At 38.9% G+C, this 14972-nt stretch carries 27 protein-coding genes and 6 tRNA genes; 15 read left to right on the top strand and 18 right to left on the bottom strand.

Features of this window, described 5'->3' with window-relative positions:
* Position 1: 1 nt before the first annotated feature.
* The gene (locus V7R88_RS10090; protein WP_003642773.1) at positions 2–235 is read right to left on the bottom strand and encodes a hypothetical protein; all 234 of its coding nucleotides are present in this window, start codon (positions 233–235) and stop codon (positions 2–4) included.
* A gap of 204 nt (positions 236–439) precedes the next feature.
* Positions 440–512, bottom strand: a tRNA-Gln gene (locus tag V7R88_RS10085).
* Between the two features lie 134 nt (positions 513–646).
* On the opposite strand from V7R88_RS10085, the gene V7R88_RS10080 reads away from it, so the two are divergent.
* Entirely contained in the window at positions 647–853 is a 207-nt protein-coding gene (locus V7R88_RS10080; protein WP_057717805.1) for a hypothetical protein, read from the top strand.
* Positions 854–902: 49 nt separating this feature from the next.
* Positions 903–975, top strand: a tRNA-Glu gene (locus V7R88_RS10075).
* 228 nt (positions 976–1203) lie between these two features.
* On the opposite strand, the gene V7R88_RS10070 is transcribed toward V7R88_RS10075, so the two are convergent.
* The 12 genes from V7R88_RS10070 to V7R88_RS10015 all read right to left on the bottom strand — a co-directional run bounded on the left by V7R88_RS10070 (position 1204) and on the right by V7R88_RS10015 (position 6378).
* Entirely contained in the window at positions 1204–2325 is a 1122-nt protein-coding gene (locus V7R88_RS10070) for a tyrosine-type recombinase/integrase (RefSeq protein WP_338816215.1), read from the bottom strand.
* A gap of 95 nt (positions 2326–2420) precedes the next feature.
* Positions 2421–3110 carry a hypothetical protein gene (locus tag V7R88_RS10065; protein ID WP_127526314.1) on the bottom strand — a complete coding sequence of 230 codons (690 nt, stop codon included), beginning with the start codon at positions 3108–3110 and terminating at the stop codon, positions 2421–2423.
* A gap of 3 nt (positions 3111–3113) precedes the next feature.
* Positions 3114–3500, bottom strand: a complete 387-nt coding sequence (locus V7R88_RS10060; RefSeq protein ID WP_127526313.1) for a hypothetical protein — start codon at positions 3498–3500, stop codon at positions 3114–3116.
* A gap of 17 nt (positions 3501–3517) precedes the next feature.
* On the bottom strand, positions 3518–4420 hold the full coding sequence (locus V7R88_RS10055; RefSeq protein WP_127526312.1) for a ParA family protein: 903 nt from the start codon (positions 4418–4420) through the stop codon (positions 3518–3520).
* Between the two features lie 60 nt (positions 4421–4480).
* Positions 4481–4551 (bottom strand) — tRNA-Gly (locus V7R88_RS10050).
* A gap of 57 nt (positions 4552–4608) precedes the next feature.
* Entirely contained in the window at positions 4609–4785 is a 177-nt protein-coding gene (locus tag V7R88_RS10045; RefSeq protein WP_016511204.1) for a hypothetical protein, read from the bottom strand.
* A gap of 23 nt (positions 4786–4808) precedes the next feature.
* Positions 4809–4895 (bottom strand) — tRNA-OTHER (locus V7R88_RS10040).
* Between the two features lie 47 nt (positions 4896–4942).
* A tRNA-OTHER gene (locus V7R88_RS10035) sits at positions 4943–5026 on the bottom strand.
* Between the two features lie 42 nt (positions 5027–5068).
* The gene (locus V7R88_RS10030; RefSeq protein WP_076637223.1) at positions 5069–5245 is read right to left on the bottom strand and encodes a hypothetical protein; all 177 of its coding nucleotides are present in this window, start codon (positions 5243–5245) and stop codon (positions 5069–5071) included.
* A gap of 25 nt (positions 5246–5270) precedes the next feature.
* Positions 5271–5356, bottom strand: a tRNA-OTHER gene (locus V7R88_RS10025).
* A gap of 31 nt (positions 5357–5387) precedes the next feature.
* Positions 5388–5819, bottom strand: a complete 432-nt coding sequence (locus V7R88_RS10020; RefSeq protein ID WP_338816212.1) for a hypothetical protein — start codon at positions 5817–5819, stop codon at positions 5388–5390.
* A complete protein-coding gene (locus V7R88_RS10015; protein WP_338816211.1) occupies positions 5806–6378 on the bottom strand; it encodes a hypothetical protein in 573 nt (190 codons plus the stop codon). Before V7R88_RS10015 ends, V7R88_RS10020 begins: the two co-directional genes overlap by 14 nt.
* Here V7R88_RS10015 and V7R88_RS10010 point away from each other — a divergent pair.
* A complete protein-coding gene (locus V7R88_RS10010; protein WP_022638156.1) occupies positions 6361–6558 on the top strand; it encodes a hypothetical protein in 198 nt (65 codons plus the stop codon). The genes V7R88_RS10015 and V7R88_RS10010 overlap by 18 nt on opposite strands.
* Before the next feature lie 50 nt (positions 6559–6608).
* Here the strand turns inward: V7R88_RS10010 and V7R88_RS10005 are convergent, their stop codons facing one another.
* The 3 genes from V7R88_RS10005 to V7R88_RS09995 all read right to left on the bottom strand — a co-directional run bounded on the left by V7R88_RS10005 (position 6609) and on the right by V7R88_RS09995 (position 8460).
* The gene (locus V7R88_RS10005; RefSeq protein WP_338816605.1) at positions 6609–7406 is read right to left on the bottom strand and encodes an Ltp family lipoprotein; all 798 of its coding nucleotides are present in this window, start codon (positions 7404–7406) and stop codon (positions 6609–6611) included.
* A gap of 113 nt (positions 7407–7519) precedes the next feature.
* Entirely contained in the window at positions 7520–7942 is a 423-nt protein-coding gene (locus V7R88_RS10000; protein WP_027821901.1) for an ImmA/IrrE family metallo-endopeptidase, read from the bottom strand.
* A 14-nt stretch (positions 7943–7956) separates the two neighbouring features.
* Positions 7957–8460, bottom strand: a complete 504-nt coding sequence (locus V7R88_RS09995) for a helix-turn-helix domain-containing protein (protein ID WP_060417484.1) — start codon at positions 8458–8460, stop codon at positions 7957–7959.
* A gap of 145 nt (positions 8461–8605) precedes the next feature.
* On the opposite strand from V7R88_RS09995, the gene V7R88_RS09990 reads away from it, so the two are divergent.
* Complete coding sequence (locus tag V7R88_RS09990; RefSeq protein ID WP_060417532.1) at positions 8606–8860, top strand: helix-turn-helix domain-containing protein; 255 nt, start codon at positions 8606–8608, stop codon at positions 8858–8860.
* 156 nt (positions 8861–9016) lie between these two features.
* On the opposite strand, the gene V7R88_RS09985 is transcribed toward V7R88_RS09990, so the two are convergent.
* Positions 9017–9298 carry a hypothetical protein gene (locus V7R88_RS09985; RefSeq protein ID WP_338816206.1) on the bottom strand — a complete coding sequence of 94 codons (282 nt, stop codon included), beginning with the start codon at positions 9296–9298 and terminating at the stop codon, positions 9017–9019.
* Positions 9299–9558: 260 nt separating this feature from the next.
* On the opposite strand from V7R88_RS09985, the gene V7R88_RS09980 reads away from it, so the two are divergent.
* The 11 genes from V7R88_RS09980 to V7R88_RS09930 all read left to right on the top strand — a co-directional run bounded on the left by V7R88_RS09980 (position 9559) and on the right by V7R88_RS09930 (position 14965).
* Positions 9559–9864, top strand: a complete 306-nt coding sequence (locus tag V7R88_RS09980) for a DUF771 domain-containing protein (protein ID WP_333509753.1) — start codon at positions 9559–9561, stop codon at positions 9862–9864.
* A gap of 67 nt (positions 9865–9931) precedes the next feature.
* A complete protein-coding gene (locus tag V7R88_RS09975; protein WP_338816204.1) occupies positions 9932–10444 on the top strand; it encodes a helix-turn-helix transcriptional regulator in 513 nt (170 codons plus the stop codon).
* Between the two features lie 319 nt (positions 10445–10763).
* Entirely contained in the window at positions 10764–10928 is a 165-nt protein-coding gene (locus V7R88_RS09970) for a hypothetical protein (RefSeq protein WP_338816203.1), read from the top strand.
* Positions 10929–10945: 17 nt separating this feature from the next.
* On the top strand, positions 10946–11476 hold the full coding sequence (locus tag V7R88_RS09965) for a host-nuclease inhibitor Gam family protein (RefSeq protein ID WP_024002536.1): 531 nt from the start codon (positions 10946–10948) through the stop codon (positions 11474–11476).
* A gap of 11 nt (positions 11477–11487) precedes the next feature.
* Positions 11488–12453 carry a hypothetical protein gene (locus V7R88_RS09960; RefSeq protein ID WP_338816201.1) on the top strand — a complete coding sequence of 322 codons (966 nt, stop codon included), beginning with the start codon at positions 11488–11490 and terminating at the stop codon, positions 12451–12453.
* An 82-nt stretch (positions 12454–12535) separates the two neighbouring features.
* Positions 12536–13468 (top strand): DUF4373 domain-containing protein, encoded by a 933-nt coding sequence (locus V7R88_RS09955; RefSeq protein ID WP_024002534.1) that lies wholly within the window; start codon positions 12536–12538, stop codon positions 13466–13468.
* Entirely contained in the window at positions 13465–13752 is a 288-nt protein-coding gene (locus V7R88_RS09950) for a hypothetical protein (protein WP_003642800.1), read from the top strand. The genes V7R88_RS09955 and V7R88_RS09950 overlap by 4 nt, the downstream gene beginning before the upstream one ends.
* The gene (locus V7R88_RS09945; protein ID WP_338816200.1) at positions 13749–14267 is read left to right on the top strand and encodes a hypothetical protein; all 519 of its coding nucleotides are present in this window, start codon (positions 13749–13751) and stop codon (positions 14265–14267) included. Before V7R88_RS09950 ends, V7R88_RS09945 begins: the two co-directional genes overlap by 4 nt.
* A complete protein-coding gene (locus V7R88_RS09940; protein WP_011101765.1) occupies positions 14264–14644 on the top strand; it encodes an endodeoxyribonuclease in 381 nt (126 codons plus the stop codon). Before V7R88_RS09945 ends, V7R88_RS09940 begins: the two co-directional genes overlap by 4 nt.
* Positions 14637–14795, top strand: coding sequence for a hypothetical protein (locus tag V7R88_RS09935; RefSeq protein WP_123808850.1), 159 nt, complete (start codon positions 14637–14639; stop codon positions 14793–14795). The genes V7R88_RS09940 and V7R88_RS09935 overlap by 8 nt, the downstream gene beginning before the upstream one ends.
* A gap of 2 nt (positions 14796–14797) precedes the next feature.
* A complete protein-coding gene (locus V7R88_RS09930) occupies positions 14798–14965 on the top strand; it encodes a hypothetical protein (RefSeq protein ID WP_338816199.1) in 168 nt (55 codons plus the stop codon).
* Positions 14966–14972 lie beyond the last annotated feature (7 nt).

Raw genomic sequence — 14972 nt, 5'->3', positions numbered from 1 at the left:
TTTAGTTTTTCTGGGCCTTATAAGGAACGGCATAGTTCTTAGGGGCGTCGCTAGCTTTTGCATATTTCCAGTGCCCGGACATTTTCTTTTCAAGTGGGGCATCATCCTTGATGCAAGTAAAGCGGGAGCCAACTTCATTTTCAATAATGAAGATCCGGTTGAACTCGTGTCGCGTCTGAACAATGTGACAATCATTGTGATCGATACCAAAAACATCTTTGTATACCAACAACATTATCTCCTTTGGGTTGAATTTAAAATAGTGACGATTTTACAAGGCTTCACAGACAGTCTACATAGTCTATTATAAACCCCGAATCAAGTCCGTAAACCGTTTTGACCGAAAAAGATAAAATCACACTAGTAAAGGTGTGATAATTAACAAAAAAACCACTAATGTAAGTCTAAACTTGCATTAGTGGTTCACCGATAAATCTGATTGGGTATACTGGGCTCGAACCAGTAAATTACGGATTCAGAGTCCGCTGCCTTACCAATTTGGCGAATACCCAATAACAACTATTTAATAGTAACTTTTCCAGCAAATACTGTCAAGACTTTGCTGGAATTTTATGCGTGTTTTTTGCATTTTTACTTGAATATCGTGCCAGTCGGCGGCTAAACTAGTTGAAGGGAAGGTGAGTGTATGTCGAAGTCGGAATTAGATCGGTTATTCAATCATCTGCGACAACAATTGATCGTATGGGCAGTTACGGCTATTGGGTTAGCTGTGATGCGTAGCTTCTTGTTACCACAACTATTGACCTTCGTTTTTTGGTGCAGTGTCGTCTATTGTCTACTCCTATTTGTTGGATTAGTTATTGTGACGATTTTTAGGTGGCGAAAATCATAATTAGATTTGACAAGCCGCTTATCATTCGGTAAGATAGTAAATGAATTTGTGCCCGCTGGTCAAATTGGTTAAGACGTCGCCCTCTCAAGGCGGAGTTACGGGTTCGATCCCCGTGCGGGTGATAAGGCGACAAATATAGAGAAACGACAAAGCACCAAAACGCTGATATAAAGGCGTTTTGGTGCTTTTGTTTTACACTCGAAAACCACTCAAACACGATATGTTCTTCCACGATTCTTCCAAAAACGAAAAAAGTAGCCAAAATATAGCAGTTTTTGGAAGAAAAATTAACAAATGATTTTGTAATCCCTTGCGGCACAAGGACTACAGCAATCATAAAATTATCATTTTTAAAATCCTCCGTCCATTAGCTCAGTAGCCTTCTTATCTGACACGCCGTTTTCTTCTTCAATAAGATGGACGTAGGTGTTAACGGTCGTTTCTAGTTTTTGATGTCGAAGGCGATGTTGAACATAGGGAAGGGACTCATGATTTAGGATAAGAATCGAAGCGTGTGTGTGCCTCATGGCGTGTGTTGTAACTTTGTTGATCTTTAGACGGTTACAAATACGTCCTAGCTCTTCGTTTGCATTCCCATTGCCCACGATTTTTCCTAGTTTAGACCAAAATACGAGGTTCTTAGGATTCTTCATTTCGTGTAATTCTAAATAATCTTTCTGCGTGCTACGATAGCTCCTCATAAAACGACAGTAGGCGGGTCCTATGGTTATATCTCCATCGGCCTGTCCATTTCCCTTAGTTGGACGAAAAGTCTGTCTACGGGCGTCCCACTGCTGTTTAATGTGAACTATTCCATTATTCAAATCCAAATTATCCCACGTCAGACCAGCAGCTTCCTCGAACCTGGTTCCAGTTTCTAATTGAAACAGCATCATCAGCATAGTCATGTGGTCATAATCAGCCGTTTTAATGAGGTATTTACGCAGCTTCTTATAATCGGACAACGTCAAATACTTTTCCTCTACGGGCTTAGGAGGGCGTCCAGTGACGTGTGCCTTGTAAGCAAAGTCTCGTTTTAGAATACCATCAGCTACGGCGTCCTTGATTGCAGTGTGTACTTGTTGATGAAGCTTGTGAGATGTGGCAATTCCATGACTGCGGCCAAATTCATTCAGGAATTTCTGATAATCCGGCCGTTTAATTGCGCTCATAGGTTTATCCTTAAAATATGCAGAGACGTGACGCCAGTTGCCCATATACAGCTCGTGAGTATGACGCGATACACCGTCAGTTTTGTAAATTCTGATCCAATCAAGAAAGTAATGCTTTAGGCTCTCGGTACTACGTGATAAGTCAGCACCTTCCAGCAGAGCATTTTTAGTTTTAGTTTCCCACTCAACAGCGTCAGTTTTGCGCTTTTCTAAATGGGTAACCGACTTATAATTACCGTCATCATCCTTATAAGAGACACGGGCTTGCCATTTACCATTATTAAGTTTGGTTACTGACATGTTTTATTCCTCCCAACTGGAAATAACAATAGGTTAATATTTCCGAACGTATGTTCTTTTAAGCTTAAAATTAAAAGCCCAGGTCACTAGGGCTTTCAATAATAATCAAGTTTAATTTGCTCTGAATGGCTAAATATATTTTTTAAGATTGTTAGTTCTTCAATTCCATAGTCTGCGTATTTAAGAGGCATTTCATTCTGAAAAATATTTAGATTTATTCTTAATATATTAAAAATTTTCTTCTTATAAGTCCCATAATTTAACGAAGTACGTAGCTGCTCATTTAAATATAGAATGGTATCTATATCCGTAAGTGGACCATGTAATTTAACTGATGATGTACTGAATAAATCGTATAAATAAATAAATTGTTTTTTTCTTTTAAAAAGATAACTATCAAGATTGATTTGTTTTTTTATTGTCGAGAAAGAAGCTTTTTCAATTTCAAACTTTGATATTCGTCTATTAGAACTAGCAGTTAAAATTAATCGTAATTCTGATTCTGAAATAGAACGCAAAAGTGTATCAAGTAGATACTTATCATTTAGAGGAAGAACGAGTAGGACTTTTAAAAATAGTTGTTCAATTTCTTGGATATAATGTTTCCTTTCGTTCTCTATACCATACTTATTGCGCATTAACTTCAGTTGGAAGATAATTTTATAAATACAAATATACAGTTGAGCAGCATCATTCGAATGCTCGTCAGGTTTAGCCAGAAATGTAGTAGGATAGTTATTTTTTATGAAAGATTTATAACTTGAGTAAAGTTCCGTTTTTTTCATAATTTAAGAACGGCCAAACTTATCTATTGCGGATAGCTTTTTGCTTGTTTTTGTAACTGCTCTCTTGGATATTTTGCCGTTGCCGTTTTCCTGAACAATTTCTTTTGCGACTGACAGGAAAAGAAGAATTTGTTCTGAGTCTAATGTTTGAATCTTTTTCATAAATCTGGCAATAAGCAGAGTTCTGCTTTTGAAGACATAGTCTTTTAATTCAAAATCAAGTTTATTTGTTAGTTCCTTAATATCAGCATTTGTTTGAAAATATTTATGTGAAAGTAACAGGTTAACATATGCTGAGTATAGTTTATATTGTATGGTTGCCGGATTAGTACGAGTATCAATTTCTTTTAAATCATTTTCAAGTAAAAAATTTTGAGATTCTTTTGCCATATCATTATCCCCCAGAACTAAATTGAGTTGACTCTGTCGATGAATTCTTGAGTTAGCTTGTTAATGTTGGCCGTACTCTTCATATTATCATGGTCAAGTATAAAGTACGATATATCTTCTCTAAATTGATAATTGTAAATGAAATCATTAGAGAAGAAAAACAAGTTATACTTACTTAGCTTTTTACTATTTTTAATTCTACTTTTTTGTAGCTCTAATTGCCGGTTAGCTGAAGATGACTTTGCTGTACTATCGAAGATTACTCCTAAGTTCTTTAGTTTTTTAGATGAGTACCTTCTTATATCGGTTTTTCTTAATTTTTTAACTACTTTTTCAAGCAAATCAATTCCAAGAGTTGAGTAAGGATCTACACCAACTGGAACAATATAATAATCGCTAGCATTGAAAGCAGCTGTTGTATAGAAGGAGTATGTAGGGGGACAGTCAATTAGGATATATTCATATTTTGTAGTAATACTATTTCTTATTAAAAAATTGTCAATGGCATTTTCTCTTGCAGACCCCCCATTAGTGCGTTCTAGGAAAATAGTGTTAAGATCGCCCGGAATTAACGCAAGATTTTTGTTGCTATCTAATACCTGTATTACATCATTTTCAGCTGGCTCATAATTTGAGGAGTCTAATAACCTACTGATTGTCTTATCGGAAATTGTTATGCCCTTTTGCTGTTTAGGGTCTAATTCGTCATATAGTTCTTGATTAAGAAAATCATATTTATCAAATAATGATTGGGTTAGATTTGCTTGTGGATCAACATCGATAAACAACACAGATTTATTGAATTTATCCGCTAATGTGTATCCAATTTCTTTACATAAGGTAGTTTTTCCAACACCACCCTTCATGTTAATGAATGAGACAACTTTTCCTGCTTGACGTGCTTCTTCTGGTTCACTCATTGTTAGACTCCTCCAATATTTTTATTTTCCTGAATTATTAGCCGGTAATATGTTGGTCAAAGCGAGTGACGGGAATCGGACCCGCGACTACAGCTTGGAAGGCTGTCGTTTTACCACTAAACTACACTCGCATAAGAGCCAACAATGGGTTTTGGTCGGCTCAACAGTTAATTAGAATGTACCTACAATTATTTTTGCTTAAGACGATCAACCATATCTCTTTCCATTCCTTGGATTATGCGGTCATATTCTTTCCTTGAGTAGCTATCTTTTGTAAGATAAACGAAAGCATACAGATTAATAAAAGAGGTTAAGTCATTAGTAATGTTATCTATGAGTTCGTATTTCGACATATCTTTATCCATAATCTTACCTTCTTTCTTTTAAAAGTGGGTGGCAGGGATTGAACCTACATAACAATTTCAAACGAGAGAGAAGGGCTGAAATCGTTATTCTACCATTGAATTACGCCCACGTGATGTAGGTACTAAAGTAAGCGGTAGTATGGGTTATTTGTTACAATGCGAGCGGCAGGAGTCGAACCTGCATTGGAAGGTAGGCTATATTTGAATTAAAGGAACCATTCTACCGTTGAACTACACTCGCGTGAAGTCAGCTAGGGCTGACTATCATTTACTGAGTTCATAATTATTTTTGCAATAGCCGTGTTTTCAAATCATCTTTTACTTCTGTAAGCATACGGTCATATTCTTCTGTTGAATATGAATCTTTTTTTAGATATAACATGGATTCTGAGTCCATAAATGTCTGTATATCTTTCTTCATCGTGGCAATTAGCTCGTATTTTGAAATTTCACTATCCATAGCATTAAGCCTTCTTTCTGGTTAAAGCGAGCGGCAGGAGTCGAACCTGCATCTGTTAGTATCTAGTTAGCAATTCAAAGGAGCACCGTTCTACCGTTGAACTACGCTCGCGTGGAAGCCCGGGTAGGGGCTAGTTTGTGCTTTAGCTCAATTTGCGTGCAGTATCGCCTCTTTGAATAGGGGCGTCACTTTTCTCTAGCGGTTCCATTTCAGATGGATCTATATTGGCTCGCTTGTAATGAGCTGGAACGTCGGTGCGCATAGAACCAGTTACGAACGGAGCAAAAGCGCTAGACTTCATCATTTGCTGAATTGATGTTTCTTTATTAGATGTCGAGTTTATAAAACGTGTTTTTAGAATTGAGAAAGTATCGTGAACATCAGTGGCTGTTAATATTTCTTTTTGCGCTCCGTAATAACCAATTACGTTATCATCCATATCCTTAATAGGATTGGATTTTGTATCTAACACTTGAAATTTATCTCCATTTTTTACTCCATCGTTGATGCCAGCGTCAATAATGAATTCAGTATCCGATATAATTCTAATAATCTTAAAATTATGACTGTCCATCTTTGTTTCCCTCCGTAGCTACTATTGCGTCAATATCTTTACGAGCTTGTAATTTTTGTTCTAGAGCATATTTCCCTGCAGTCGTTAATTCTTTATTGTTATTGGGTGAGACGGACATTTGGTATAGCAATTCAATTATCCTTGGGTCCGGCGTATCTATGTCGATTAATTGATATACAAAATAAGCAAAAGTCTTATCTTTGTTTTGAGATGCTTCTTTCAATTTATTCTGTTCATCGGCATAACGCAGATTCTCTGCATTAATGCTGTCATATAATTGCTGTAAATTGTTACTTGTTTTTTGTAATTCTTTTATCTTTTTCTTCTGATTGTCGCTATTTTCTTGAAATTCAGCAGTGATTTTTGAATATTGAAAGAATAAATTTGCCAAAAATAGTATAGAAAATATTATAATGACTGTGTAGAATAAGAATGTTTTTTCTGGTGTTATCCATCCAGTGAAGAAATCAACGAGTTCGAGTGTACCTAGTGTAGTTGCTGAACCTGAAATTATTTTAAAACTGTTAGGAGGAATACTGATATGTTTAGAAGCAAACAAAGTCCCATCGACTCCTTTTTAAGTTCTCTGGATTACTGGCAAGAATTGAATTTGTTAACAGTCCTGATAAAGAGCCAGCATCCAGAATTATCATTATCGGAAGCTAAACGTGAAGCAGTACTTGCAGATGACGATGAATTACGTTCAGAGCTCGATGAAGCCTTGAACAGTCCAATTTAAAACCAGTAGGATACGCTCGCGTGAAAGCCCGGTGAGGGGCTTTGTGAACATTATTTTGGTAAGTGATCCACAGCGTATTGTGCTTGAGATTGAGTAAATTGCTCACCAGCTGACGATGTTAATTGGTCAAGAATTGCGCTGCGTGACATGGACATTTTACTTTGGTAGTCCTTCGCTTTTGCAAGAGCATTAGCATTCCAGTCGATATCGGTCAGATGATTAACAGCATACTGTGCAGCCTCTGAGGAGAAGCCTTCACCAGCAGATGAGGTGAGTTGCTCATATACACCTTGTTTTGACATGTCCATTCTGGAAGCATAAGCTTCTGCTTTGTTCAAAGCTGCCTTATCTTCGGAACTAACCTTAGTAGTTGCGGTCGAACTGCTAGAGCTCGATTCGTTTGTTGCAGATGAATCAGTGTCTGATGAGCTAGATGTCAAAGATTCGTCTGCACTACTCTTGGAGGTGCTGGACTGTGAGCTAGAGTCAGTTTCATTACTACTTTCTTTTTCAATAGATGCCCATGTTGAAGATTCTTCTTTATCCTCATATTGGCTAATTGCTTTGTCTTTTTTTACATGTAATTTTAGAGACTTGCTGGCCTTTCCGTTTAAGCTAGCGGTTACTGTATAAATTCCAGGCTTTAGATTTGTTTCGTAGAATTTTCCATTGCTATTTGCAGTCGTAGTTACTTTCTTTTGCCCATGTGTGAAAGTGACTTTTGATTCAGGTGTCGCTTTACCACGAACAGTATCTATTTCTGATACGTTAGTTTTATATAATTGAATTTCAGTTTTGGTAGAACACCCTGAAAGTAGTAAAGCTAAAATGGGTATACTTAAAATCATCTTTTTCAATTGAAACTCCTCCAAATATCCTTATTCCCCAATTAAATCCCATTCATATATCTAAAATAAAACATTCGAACTCTTTGCTAGTTTCCCATGCTAACAAAAGCTAATTAAAATAGCGAAGCCAGCTCATGCGGTAGCTTGAAAAAATCTAAGAAGTCTAATACATCTTCTTGCTTGCTCCAACCATATTCCTCTTTCAACATAGCCAGCATAAACTTGTTGGCCTCAGTTTCGTTGTCATCGGATAGAAAGCTTGTCGTATTTACCGCAAAAAACTGCGTATTGAATCCCTTGTGATGCCGTATATGAAAAATTTCATGATAGCAAACACCATCTTGTGTACGTTCGTCAATTGTATTATTAATGACAATCATTGGGATTCGATGCGAGTTATTATTGTAGCCGTAAATATTGCTACCAAGGTTATTGAATTGCACGTTAATGCCCAAGTCACGCGCCAAATCAAAAGCACTTTGAATCCCAAACTTGTTGGTTAAGTGGTCAATATCTTCTTCAATCCACCGTTCCATATAACCAGCTCCTATTATTCCTCTCCATTACGATACTTTTTAGGAGTGAATTTTCTTTTTGCTAATTGTTTGGATAATTCTAATGTTTGGCGCATGGACGCTTTGAGCAGTTCTTTGTCCTGATCGGATAGCTCTTGCCCATTTTGGAAAAATGATAAAGAATGTTTGGAGTCGAGCCCGTTCATCATATCTTCAAGTTCCTTATCGATACTTTTTTCATCTTTTTCAGTTAAGTCATAATAGTGAGAGTTTTTTGTAGGCAAGTTATCCTGATCTTTGGTAATACCAGCTAGTTTAAAAATCTCATCATCAGTAATTCGTAGACCTGTTGCCATTTTTTGAAGAGTTTTTGGTTTGGGAATCTCACGTTTTTTATTTTCTACCTGTGACCAAAATGATGGAGATATTCCTGCTTGTAGCGCAGCTTGTCTAACTGTAAATCGTTTCTTATTTCTTATTTCTTTGATTTTTGGACCGAAGTTTAACACTTCGTTACGTAAATTTTCCGTTGAACTCATGGCGTCAAACTCCCTTCTATGACTGGATTATAGCAAAAAGTGAAACAATAGAGTGCAAAAAGTGAAATATTATCGTGATAAGTGGTTGCAAAAAGTGAAACAAAAGATTATAATAATTTATGTAATCAAGAAAGGAGGCGAAGACATGGCAGTAGTCCTTCCTGTAAAAAACTCTGATGAAATCAGAGAACTAATTAGCCTGAAAGGTGAGACAGTACGGTCTTTTTCCCGTAAGAACGGCATTTCTTATGGATATTTATCTCAAATATTAAATGGAAGGAAACCATCTCCGAAAGTCGCTAAGAAAATATCAGATGGGGTTGAGAGACCAATTGATTCACTTTTTTTGTTCTCTAAAGTTGCAAAAAGTGACACAAAACCAAAGGAGGCGGCAAAATGAGTGAGAAAAAATATAAAGGTTCCTCAATAAATAAGTATGCAGAAGCTTGCAAGTTCGCACGAGAGGTAGCGTACCCAAATGATTTAGATAGTGTTCTTGCTGCTGTACAAAAAGTCGAGGAGCAATTTAATATGCACCCTCGGCAACTAGAATCAATTATTCAGTTTCATTGTCAATATCATCAATTTCAAGATGAACTTCTTCATCATGAATATTGAGACTAAAACGTGGTTCTTCTGATTCCATTTCATGTTTGTGGAATGCTTGGTTTAAGCTGGAAACTTGTGCCCAAACATCGCGAATAGGTTCAATCATTGATTCATCAACGTCTGTATCACAGTATGGACAGCTGATTTTTGTGATTGGTTGATACATGTTTAATGGAAAATCGTGATTACACTGATAACAATGAAGTTTCGCGATTGTCATAATAGCCATAATTATCACCTCCTTATGATAATTATCGCATAAGGAGCGAACAAAACTATTAACTTTTCAAAGAACGGAGGCAGCAAAATGACACATCTATCACGAACTACATTAATTAATGCACTAGCAAAGGTTAAGCCAGAAACACCAAGAGTAATGTTTGAGGCACTAAGCGATAAAGCACTAGATGCTGAATTCCGAGCGGTAACGGCCGAGTATAACGAGCAAGCTAGCCAACTTATGTCAGTTTCATATTAGGAGGTGCGAACATGTCAGATACGATATTGATTCGGCATGAGGCTCCAAAGGGCTTCCAATTCATTAGCGAAGAAGAATACGAGAGGTTCCAAGCATGGCAGCAAGCACAGCGTGGTATTCGTACTTGGAAGCTTAAAGATTTGGCCAGGTATAAATACGGAACTAAATCAACCGAACGAGCCTCACGATATTTAACCAAGCATCGCCATGATTTGGATATTGAACAGGGTGGCTTTATTGATTATGTGAATACCCATAACGGCTGGCAGATTCCAGCAGCTGAGATGATGGATTACTTATTAGATCATCCCGATTAATTTAAATTATAGGTGAATTACGTGGAAAGGCGATATAAAGCCCTTTCCAAAATACAGAGGTGTAGGTATGAAGAACAAGTTTGCAGAGCAATTGTCATTGGCATTAGGTAGAGATAAAACACTAACACAGCAGCAGATTGCAGATAGGACGCATGTTTCTCCCGGACAATTGTCTCGGTTGAAGAGTGGATCAAGAAGCACTGATTCACAAATAAGGAAGTCGTTAGCAAATGTAATTAACGATTTTTGGCTTAGCTATTCTGGTGCTCGCGAGAATTTCGGCGTGCTGTCATTTCAGAATGACAGGCGTCTAAAGGGTGACATGTTCTCAGCCCTAATGCGTCAGAAAAAAGAGCAGCAAGAACGAGAGGCAATGGAAGCTGAGTTTGAGAACGCTATTGCAATTAATCCAAATGATCGGACGCCAGCGCAACAGCTAGTTATTGAACGTTATCCACGTGAATACGCTGAAGAGATTAGCGCCGAGATAACCGATCTGGCTAAGAAGGCTGAGTATGCCGGTATTCCAATGGATAAATTGCAGGAAGTAATCGATAAAGTCAACCAAGAAAATGGCTAGGAGGAAATAGCAATGATTGAAGGAGCACTAATAGGCTGCACATTAACAGTGCTGTGGTTTAAACGTCATGAGGTTGCTAGTTGGTTTGGAATTTAAGGAGATGAAGACAATGAAATTTACATTCAGGATTGGAAATGTGCTTTACAAGCAAATCACAATTGAAGAATTGAATAATGTTTTTGGCACATTTAAGGAGGTTGAACGAATTGGAAGTATGCAAAGTATCGCTAAAGCCTAAATTTGAGTACAAAAAAAGCTGCTCGAGTATTGGTAGTACCCGTGCAGCAAAGACGCTTAACAATTTCATTTTCGAGTTCTATTGTACTCCGAAACAGTCACTAAGACAACGTTTAGTACGGAGGTGGGCGAAATGAACGGCTACGATAGCTGGTTAATTGACCAAGAAGAAGCTGCGGAAGGCTGGCGTGATGATGTGCCTACCGAGGAAGACTTAATCGAAAGTGGCGTCATTGCTGGATATTAAATAGGAGGATTTCAATCATGGATGCAATGTTAAAAGAAGAACTTAGAACGGTGACAGAACGTGAAAACGAAGGCTTCAAAATTGACTCATTGGAGAAAGCTGACTGGGCGTTAAAGAAGCTCAAGGCTATCCAAGCGCATGATGATGAAATTGGTCAAGTTGCGAAGAACAATATTGACCAGGCAATTGCATGGCGCGACCGGGAGCTTGATAAGAACCAAGCCAACCGCGAGTACTTCGAAGGGCTACTGACCGACTATTTACGTGATCAACGGTTAGTCGATAAGAAATTCAAAATCGATACTCCTAATGGCCGTGTATCAACTCGCAAGAACCCGGCTGGGTTGGCGTATGACGAAAAGATGGTTTTGAACTCACTTCGTAATCAAGGTATGAGCCAATACATCAAGGTCAAGGAGTCTATTGATAAAGTTGATTTGAAAAAAGCTGGTCGCATGGTTGGTGACAAGTTTGTCATGGAAGATGGCGAGATTATCGCTGGTATTACTGAAAAACCAGCAACTGAGAAGGTCACGTTTAAATACTAGGAGGAACCGATATGAGTGAAGCAATCGCGAAAGCAGAAAATCAAACGAACAGTCTATCCCTAATCATGGGTACTGATCAAAACAAGATGGCTAGCGAACTACAGGCTATCTCTAATTTCCAAACTATGGTTCAACATCAACTAAAAGATGGTCAAGATTTTGGGGTTGTCCCTGGCACACAAAAACCGACATTATTGAAGCCCGGAGCTGAGAAAATTCAAATGCTGATGGGTGTAACGAGTGAGTATAACGTCATTGATAAGGTTGAAAACTACAAGGATGGTTATTTCGACTATACCGTCAAGTGCGTGCTGTACAAGAGTGGTATGCAGTTAACTGAGGGATTAGGCTCGGCAAACACAAAAGAGAGTAAGTACGTTTCTCGTGATGGCTTTTCAATGAAAAACACGGTATTGAAAATGGCTAAAAAGCGAGCTCAGGTTGATGCCACACTGACCATCGCTAGTTTATCAAATGTCTTCACGCAAGATGTCGAAGATATGCAGAACTTTAACCAACGTGAGAATAATGAAACCATGACTTATGATGAAGCCTTTAATTTGAAACTTAATTTTGGTAAAAACAAAGGCAAGAGCATGGGAGATGTCTTGAATGAGAATCGTGGCTATATTGAATGGCTAGCTGAAAACGCGCAGAAACCTGAATTTAAGACTGCTGCTAAATTATTACTAGCTGGCAAGCAACAGCCCGCAACTGACGATGAAATAAATGAAGATTTTGACCCTACCACCATCATTGCTAGTTCAAAACAGACGAGTGAGATTGCTAACCTTGCTGGTGAACTGGCCACCCAAACCAAGAATGGCACACCATTATCAGTGACTAATGAGGTTATTCAACAAATTGTACCTGATTGGAAAGGGACTGACGACGATTGGAAGAACCTGACAATAGCACAAGCAGAGGATGCTAAGAGTCAGCTACAAGGATTGCTAGCAGCATTTGATAAGAAATAAACATTCGAATTGGCTTGAATGCAGCAGTGACTGAATCCACCAGGTGGGTGAAAGGCCCATTAATAAGGACAGGAGGTGCGAGATGGCCCGTCCAATTAAGAAAGGAATTGACTATTTCAACTTAGATGTAGATTTTTTGCGTGACATTAAGGTTCGTAAAATCATGCGTGCTTGTGGAAACCAATCGATTGCTGTACTAATCTGCCTGCTCTGTAATATTTATCAAGATGAAGGGTATTACATGACGTGGGATGCTGATATGCGGTTCTTGGTGGCTGATGATATTGGTGCCAAGGAAAGCGCAGTACAGGACGTGGTTTTAAAAGCAAGTGAGGTAGGGTTTTTCGACGCTGAGATGTTCAAGCAAGAAAAAATCTTAACGTCTAAGCGAATTCAAGAGAACTATAAATTAGCTTCTCGGCAGAAGAAAGATAGCTCAATTCTTAATAAATATCGTTTACCACGGGTTTCCAATACTGATAACGGGGTTTCCAACGTTGGAAACGAAGTAAACAACACTGACAATCCCCATAGTATATCAGAACAGAGTAAATCAGATAATAACAAAACAAATAAAACCCAACCGCGTGATCCTCGTGATCGCATTCAACAAGAGTTTACTGAACAGGTTTGGTCCATCTACCCGAAAAAGCGTGATTTTCAAAAAGCTTATGACGTTTATTATGCAGCCAAGGTTGAGGGGGTTAGCTTAGAGACCATTGTTGCTAAGATTAACGAGTATAAGGCTTATTTAAAGCTACATGGCACGGGTGAGTATTACACCAAAAGCTTAGAAAATTGGCTGGGTGGTCGAGGCTGGATGGATGAATACGATATGACACCGCCTAAGCCAAAGGGTAAGGCATCAAACGGCCGTAAAGAAGTTACGCCAAAGTGGATGCAAAACGGCGCTTCTCAGGCGGATTCTAAGCCAAACTCAAGCGATAACCAGCAGGACGATATGAGTGATGAGGATTTCCTAGCGCTCGTGAACAGTCAGGAGGAAGCTAAATGAATTGGGGCAATCAATTAGTCAATTTAGCCGCTAACCATGCCTATGAACCGGCCGCGTTGCACTGGACTAAGCAGCGCATGAAGCGACATCTGAAGGCTGGCGGTAGCGCGCAAGATGAGGTGTGCGCTCATGAGTACAAGCTATTTGCACTCGAAGTTTTAATTATTGAATATCAGCGGGATGGCTTAAATTTTGATTTGACCCAATGTTGGGGTAAGCCAGCCGAGTATTTTATTGATCTAGAGCAAGCTAGACAAGGATTGCAAACGGAGGTAAGCGCATGACTGAAACACAGGTGCTAGTAATTAACGCTGATCTACCCGATATCGATCACCCACTAGCAATGGGGCCCGAACCGGAAATGTTTAAGCTCGCGCAGCATAACTACAAATCTGGTGAATGGCCTTTCCCGGTTAGACTGGTGAAGCCTGGAACTAAGGTAAGCAGTGATGCGGCCTACCTAGCCAGTATGAAACAAGATCCGAAACAGGGCGAACGTGAAGATATTAAAGCCATTCGGCAAGCACATAAGCATGGCAAACATTCTCTCAGACAGATAGCCGAAAGCACGGCAATTGAATTCAAGCGGGTAAAGGATTTAGTCCACAAATACAGCCTGCCACTGAATAACGGTTACTGGCGTGCTGAGAAGTATAACAATCCTGACGAAGTGATCGCTTATCAAACACTGGCACGATTATGTAAAAGGATTGGCGCCCCAGAGTTCTCGATTAGACAGGCCAGTATGTCTAACGGGATCGTTAATGGCTACTACATTAGCCGGGTGCCGAAAGTATGAACAAAGTCGTGATTAAGGGCGAACTACCTAGCTTAAATGAGTACATCAAGGCTGAACGGGCCAATCGGTATGCGGCAGCTAACCTAAAGAAGCGGTACACGGCCTTATGTAGTGTATATGCGAGAGCTAGTCGGAATTCCGGAGTTGAATTCAGTTGGCCTTGCAAGCTTAAATTTACGTGGTACACGAAGAACAACCGGAAAGATGCGGATAATATCGCGTTTGCTAAAAAGTTTGTGCTGGATGGCTTTATGAAGGCTGGACTTTTAGGCAACGACAATCGAAAGCACATCACAGGATTCCAGGATGAATTTGCCGTTGATAAACGAAATCCTAGAGTAGAAATTGATGAAATCACGGAGGACGAAGATGCCTAAACACACTAAGAAGCGTTCAACGATTAAACGGAAGCACCGGCGCATGAAGCAACACGCTGAAGCAAACAAAGCTAAAGCACAGGATAACAAGCAACTGGTCAAGGAATATGAGCCGTACAACATTAATAAGCGGGCGTTCGGGGAGGATTGAAAATGAGCACTAGAAATAAAATTGGCTTTGGAATAATCATCTGTCTTTTAATTGCTTTTGCTGTGGCATCTATAGTCGATATATTTATTGAAGGTGGAATAGTTGCATTAATAGTTTACCTGACTATTGTTTCATTGTGTGTTATAGGAGTGACACTAGCGGCTTCGTAGGATTGAA

Source organism: Lactiplantibacillus argentoratensis (assembly GCF_037290055.1).
In the GTDB taxonomy this organism is placed as follows: domain Bacteria; phylum Bacillota; class Bacilli; order Lactobacillales; family Lactobacillaceae; genus Lactiplantibacillus; species Lactiplantibacillus plantarum.
Note: the sequence above shows the minus strand (reverse complement) of the source record. Positions and strands in the feature narration are given on the sequence as shown.

What these genes read in the sequence shown, in the direction of transcription:
- V7R88_RS10090 (WP_003642773.1), bottom strand. Translation starts at nt 235, where the DNA reads ATGTTGTTGGTATACAAAGATGTTTTTGGTATCGATCACAATGATTGT.
- V7R88_RS10080 (WP_057717805.1), top strand. Translation starts at nt 647, where the DNA reads ATGTCGAAGTCGGAATTAGATCGGTTATTCAATCATCTGCGACAACAA.
- V7R88_RS10070 (WP_338816215.1), bottom strand. Translation starts at nt 2,325, where the DNA reads ATGTCAGTAACCAAACTTAATAATGGTAAATGGCAAGCCCGTGTCTCT.
- V7R88_RS10065 (WP_127526314.1), bottom strand. Translation starts at nt 3,110, where the DNA reads ATGAAAAAAACGGAACTTTACTCAAGTTATAAATCTTTCATAAAAAAT.
- V7R88_RS10060 (WP_127526313.1), bottom strand. Translation starts at nt 3,500, where the DNA reads ATGGCAAAAGAATCTCAAAATTTTTTACTTGAAAATGATTTAAAAGAA.
- V7R88_RS10055 (WP_127526312.1), bottom strand. Translation starts at nt 4,420, where the DNA reads ATGAGTGAACCAGAAGAAGCACGTCAAGCAGGAAAAGTTGTCTCATTC.
- V7R88_RS10045 (WP_016511204.1), bottom strand. Translation starts at nt 4,785, where the DNA reads ATGGATAAAGATATGTCGAAATACGAACTCATAGATAACATTACTAAT.
- V7R88_RS10030 (WP_076637223.1), bottom strand. Translation starts at nt 5,245, where the DNA reads ATGGATAGTGAAATTTCAAAATACGAGCTAATTGCCACGATGAAGAAA.
- V7R88_RS10020 (WP_338816212.1), bottom strand. Translation starts at nt 5,819, where the DNA reads ATGGACAGTCATAATTTTAAGATTATTAGAATTATATCGGATACTGAA.
- V7R88_RS10010 (WP_022638156.1), top strand. Translation starts at nt 6,361, where the DNA reads ATGTTTAGAAGCAAACAAAGTCCCATCGACTCCTTTTTAAGTTCTCTG.
- V7R88_RS10005 (WP_338816605.1), bottom strand. Translation starts at nt 7,406, where the DNA reads ATGATTTTAAGTATACCCATTTTAGCTTTACTACTTTCAGGGTGTTCT.
- V7R88_RS10000 (WP_027821901.1), bottom strand. Translation starts at nt 7,942, where the DNA reads ATGGAACGGTGGATTGAAGAAGATATTGACCACTTAACCAACAAGTTT.
- V7R88_RS09995 (WP_060417484.1), bottom strand. Translation starts at nt 8,460, where the DNA reads ATGAGTTCAACGGAAAATTTACGTAACGAAGTGTTAAACTTCGGTCCA.
- V7R88_RS09990 (WP_060417532.1), top strand. Translation starts at nt 8,606, where the DNA reads ATGGCAGTAGTCCTTCCTGTAAAAAACTCTGATGAAATCAGAGAACTA.
- V7R88_RS09985 (WP_338816206.1), bottom strand. Translation starts at nt 9,298, where the DNA reads ATGGCTATTATGACAATCGCGAAACTTCATTGTTATCAGTGTAATCAC.
- V7R88_RS09980 (WP_333509753.1), top strand. Translation starts at nt 9,559, where the DNA reads ATGTCAGATACGATATTGATTCGGCATGAGGCTCCAAAGGGCTTCCAA.
- V7R88_RS09975 (WP_338816204.1), top strand. Translation starts at nt 9,932, where the DNA reads ATGAAGAACAAGTTTGCAGAGCAATTGTCATTGGCATTAGGTAGAGAT.
- V7R88_RS09965 (WP_024002536.1), top strand. Translation starts at nt 10,946, where the DNA reads ATGGATGCAATGTTAAAAGAAGAACTTAGAACGGTGACAGAACGTGAA.
- V7R88_RS09960 (WP_338816201.1), top strand. Translation starts at nt 11,488, where the DNA reads ATGAGTGAAGCAATCGCGAAAGCAGAAAATCAAACGAACAGTCTATCC.
- V7R88_RS09955 (WP_024002534.1), top strand. Translation starts at nt 12,536, where the DNA reads ATGGCCCGTCCAATTAAGAAAGGAATTGACTATTTCAACTTAGATGTA.
- V7R88_RS09950 (WP_003642800.1), top strand. Translation starts at nt 13,465, where the DNA reads ATGAATTGGGGCAATCAATTAGTCAATTTAGCCGCTAACCATGCCTAT.
- V7R88_RS09945 (WP_338816200.1), top strand. Translation starts at nt 13,749, where the DNA reads ATGACTGAAACACAGGTGCTAGTAATTAACGCTGATCTACCCGATATC.
- V7R88_RS09940 (WP_011101765.1), top strand. Translation starts at nt 14,264, where the DNA reads ATGAACAAAGTCGTGATTAAGGGCGAACTACCTAGCTTAAATGAGTAC.
- V7R88_RS09935 (WP_123808850.1), top strand. Translation starts at nt 14,637, where the DNA reads ATGCCTAAACACACTAAGAAGCGTTCAACGATTAAACGGAAGCACCGG.
- V7R88_RS09930 (WP_338816199.1), top strand. Translation starts at nt 14,798, where the DNA reads ATGAGCACTAGAAATAAAATTGGCTTTGGAATAATCATCTGTCTTTTA.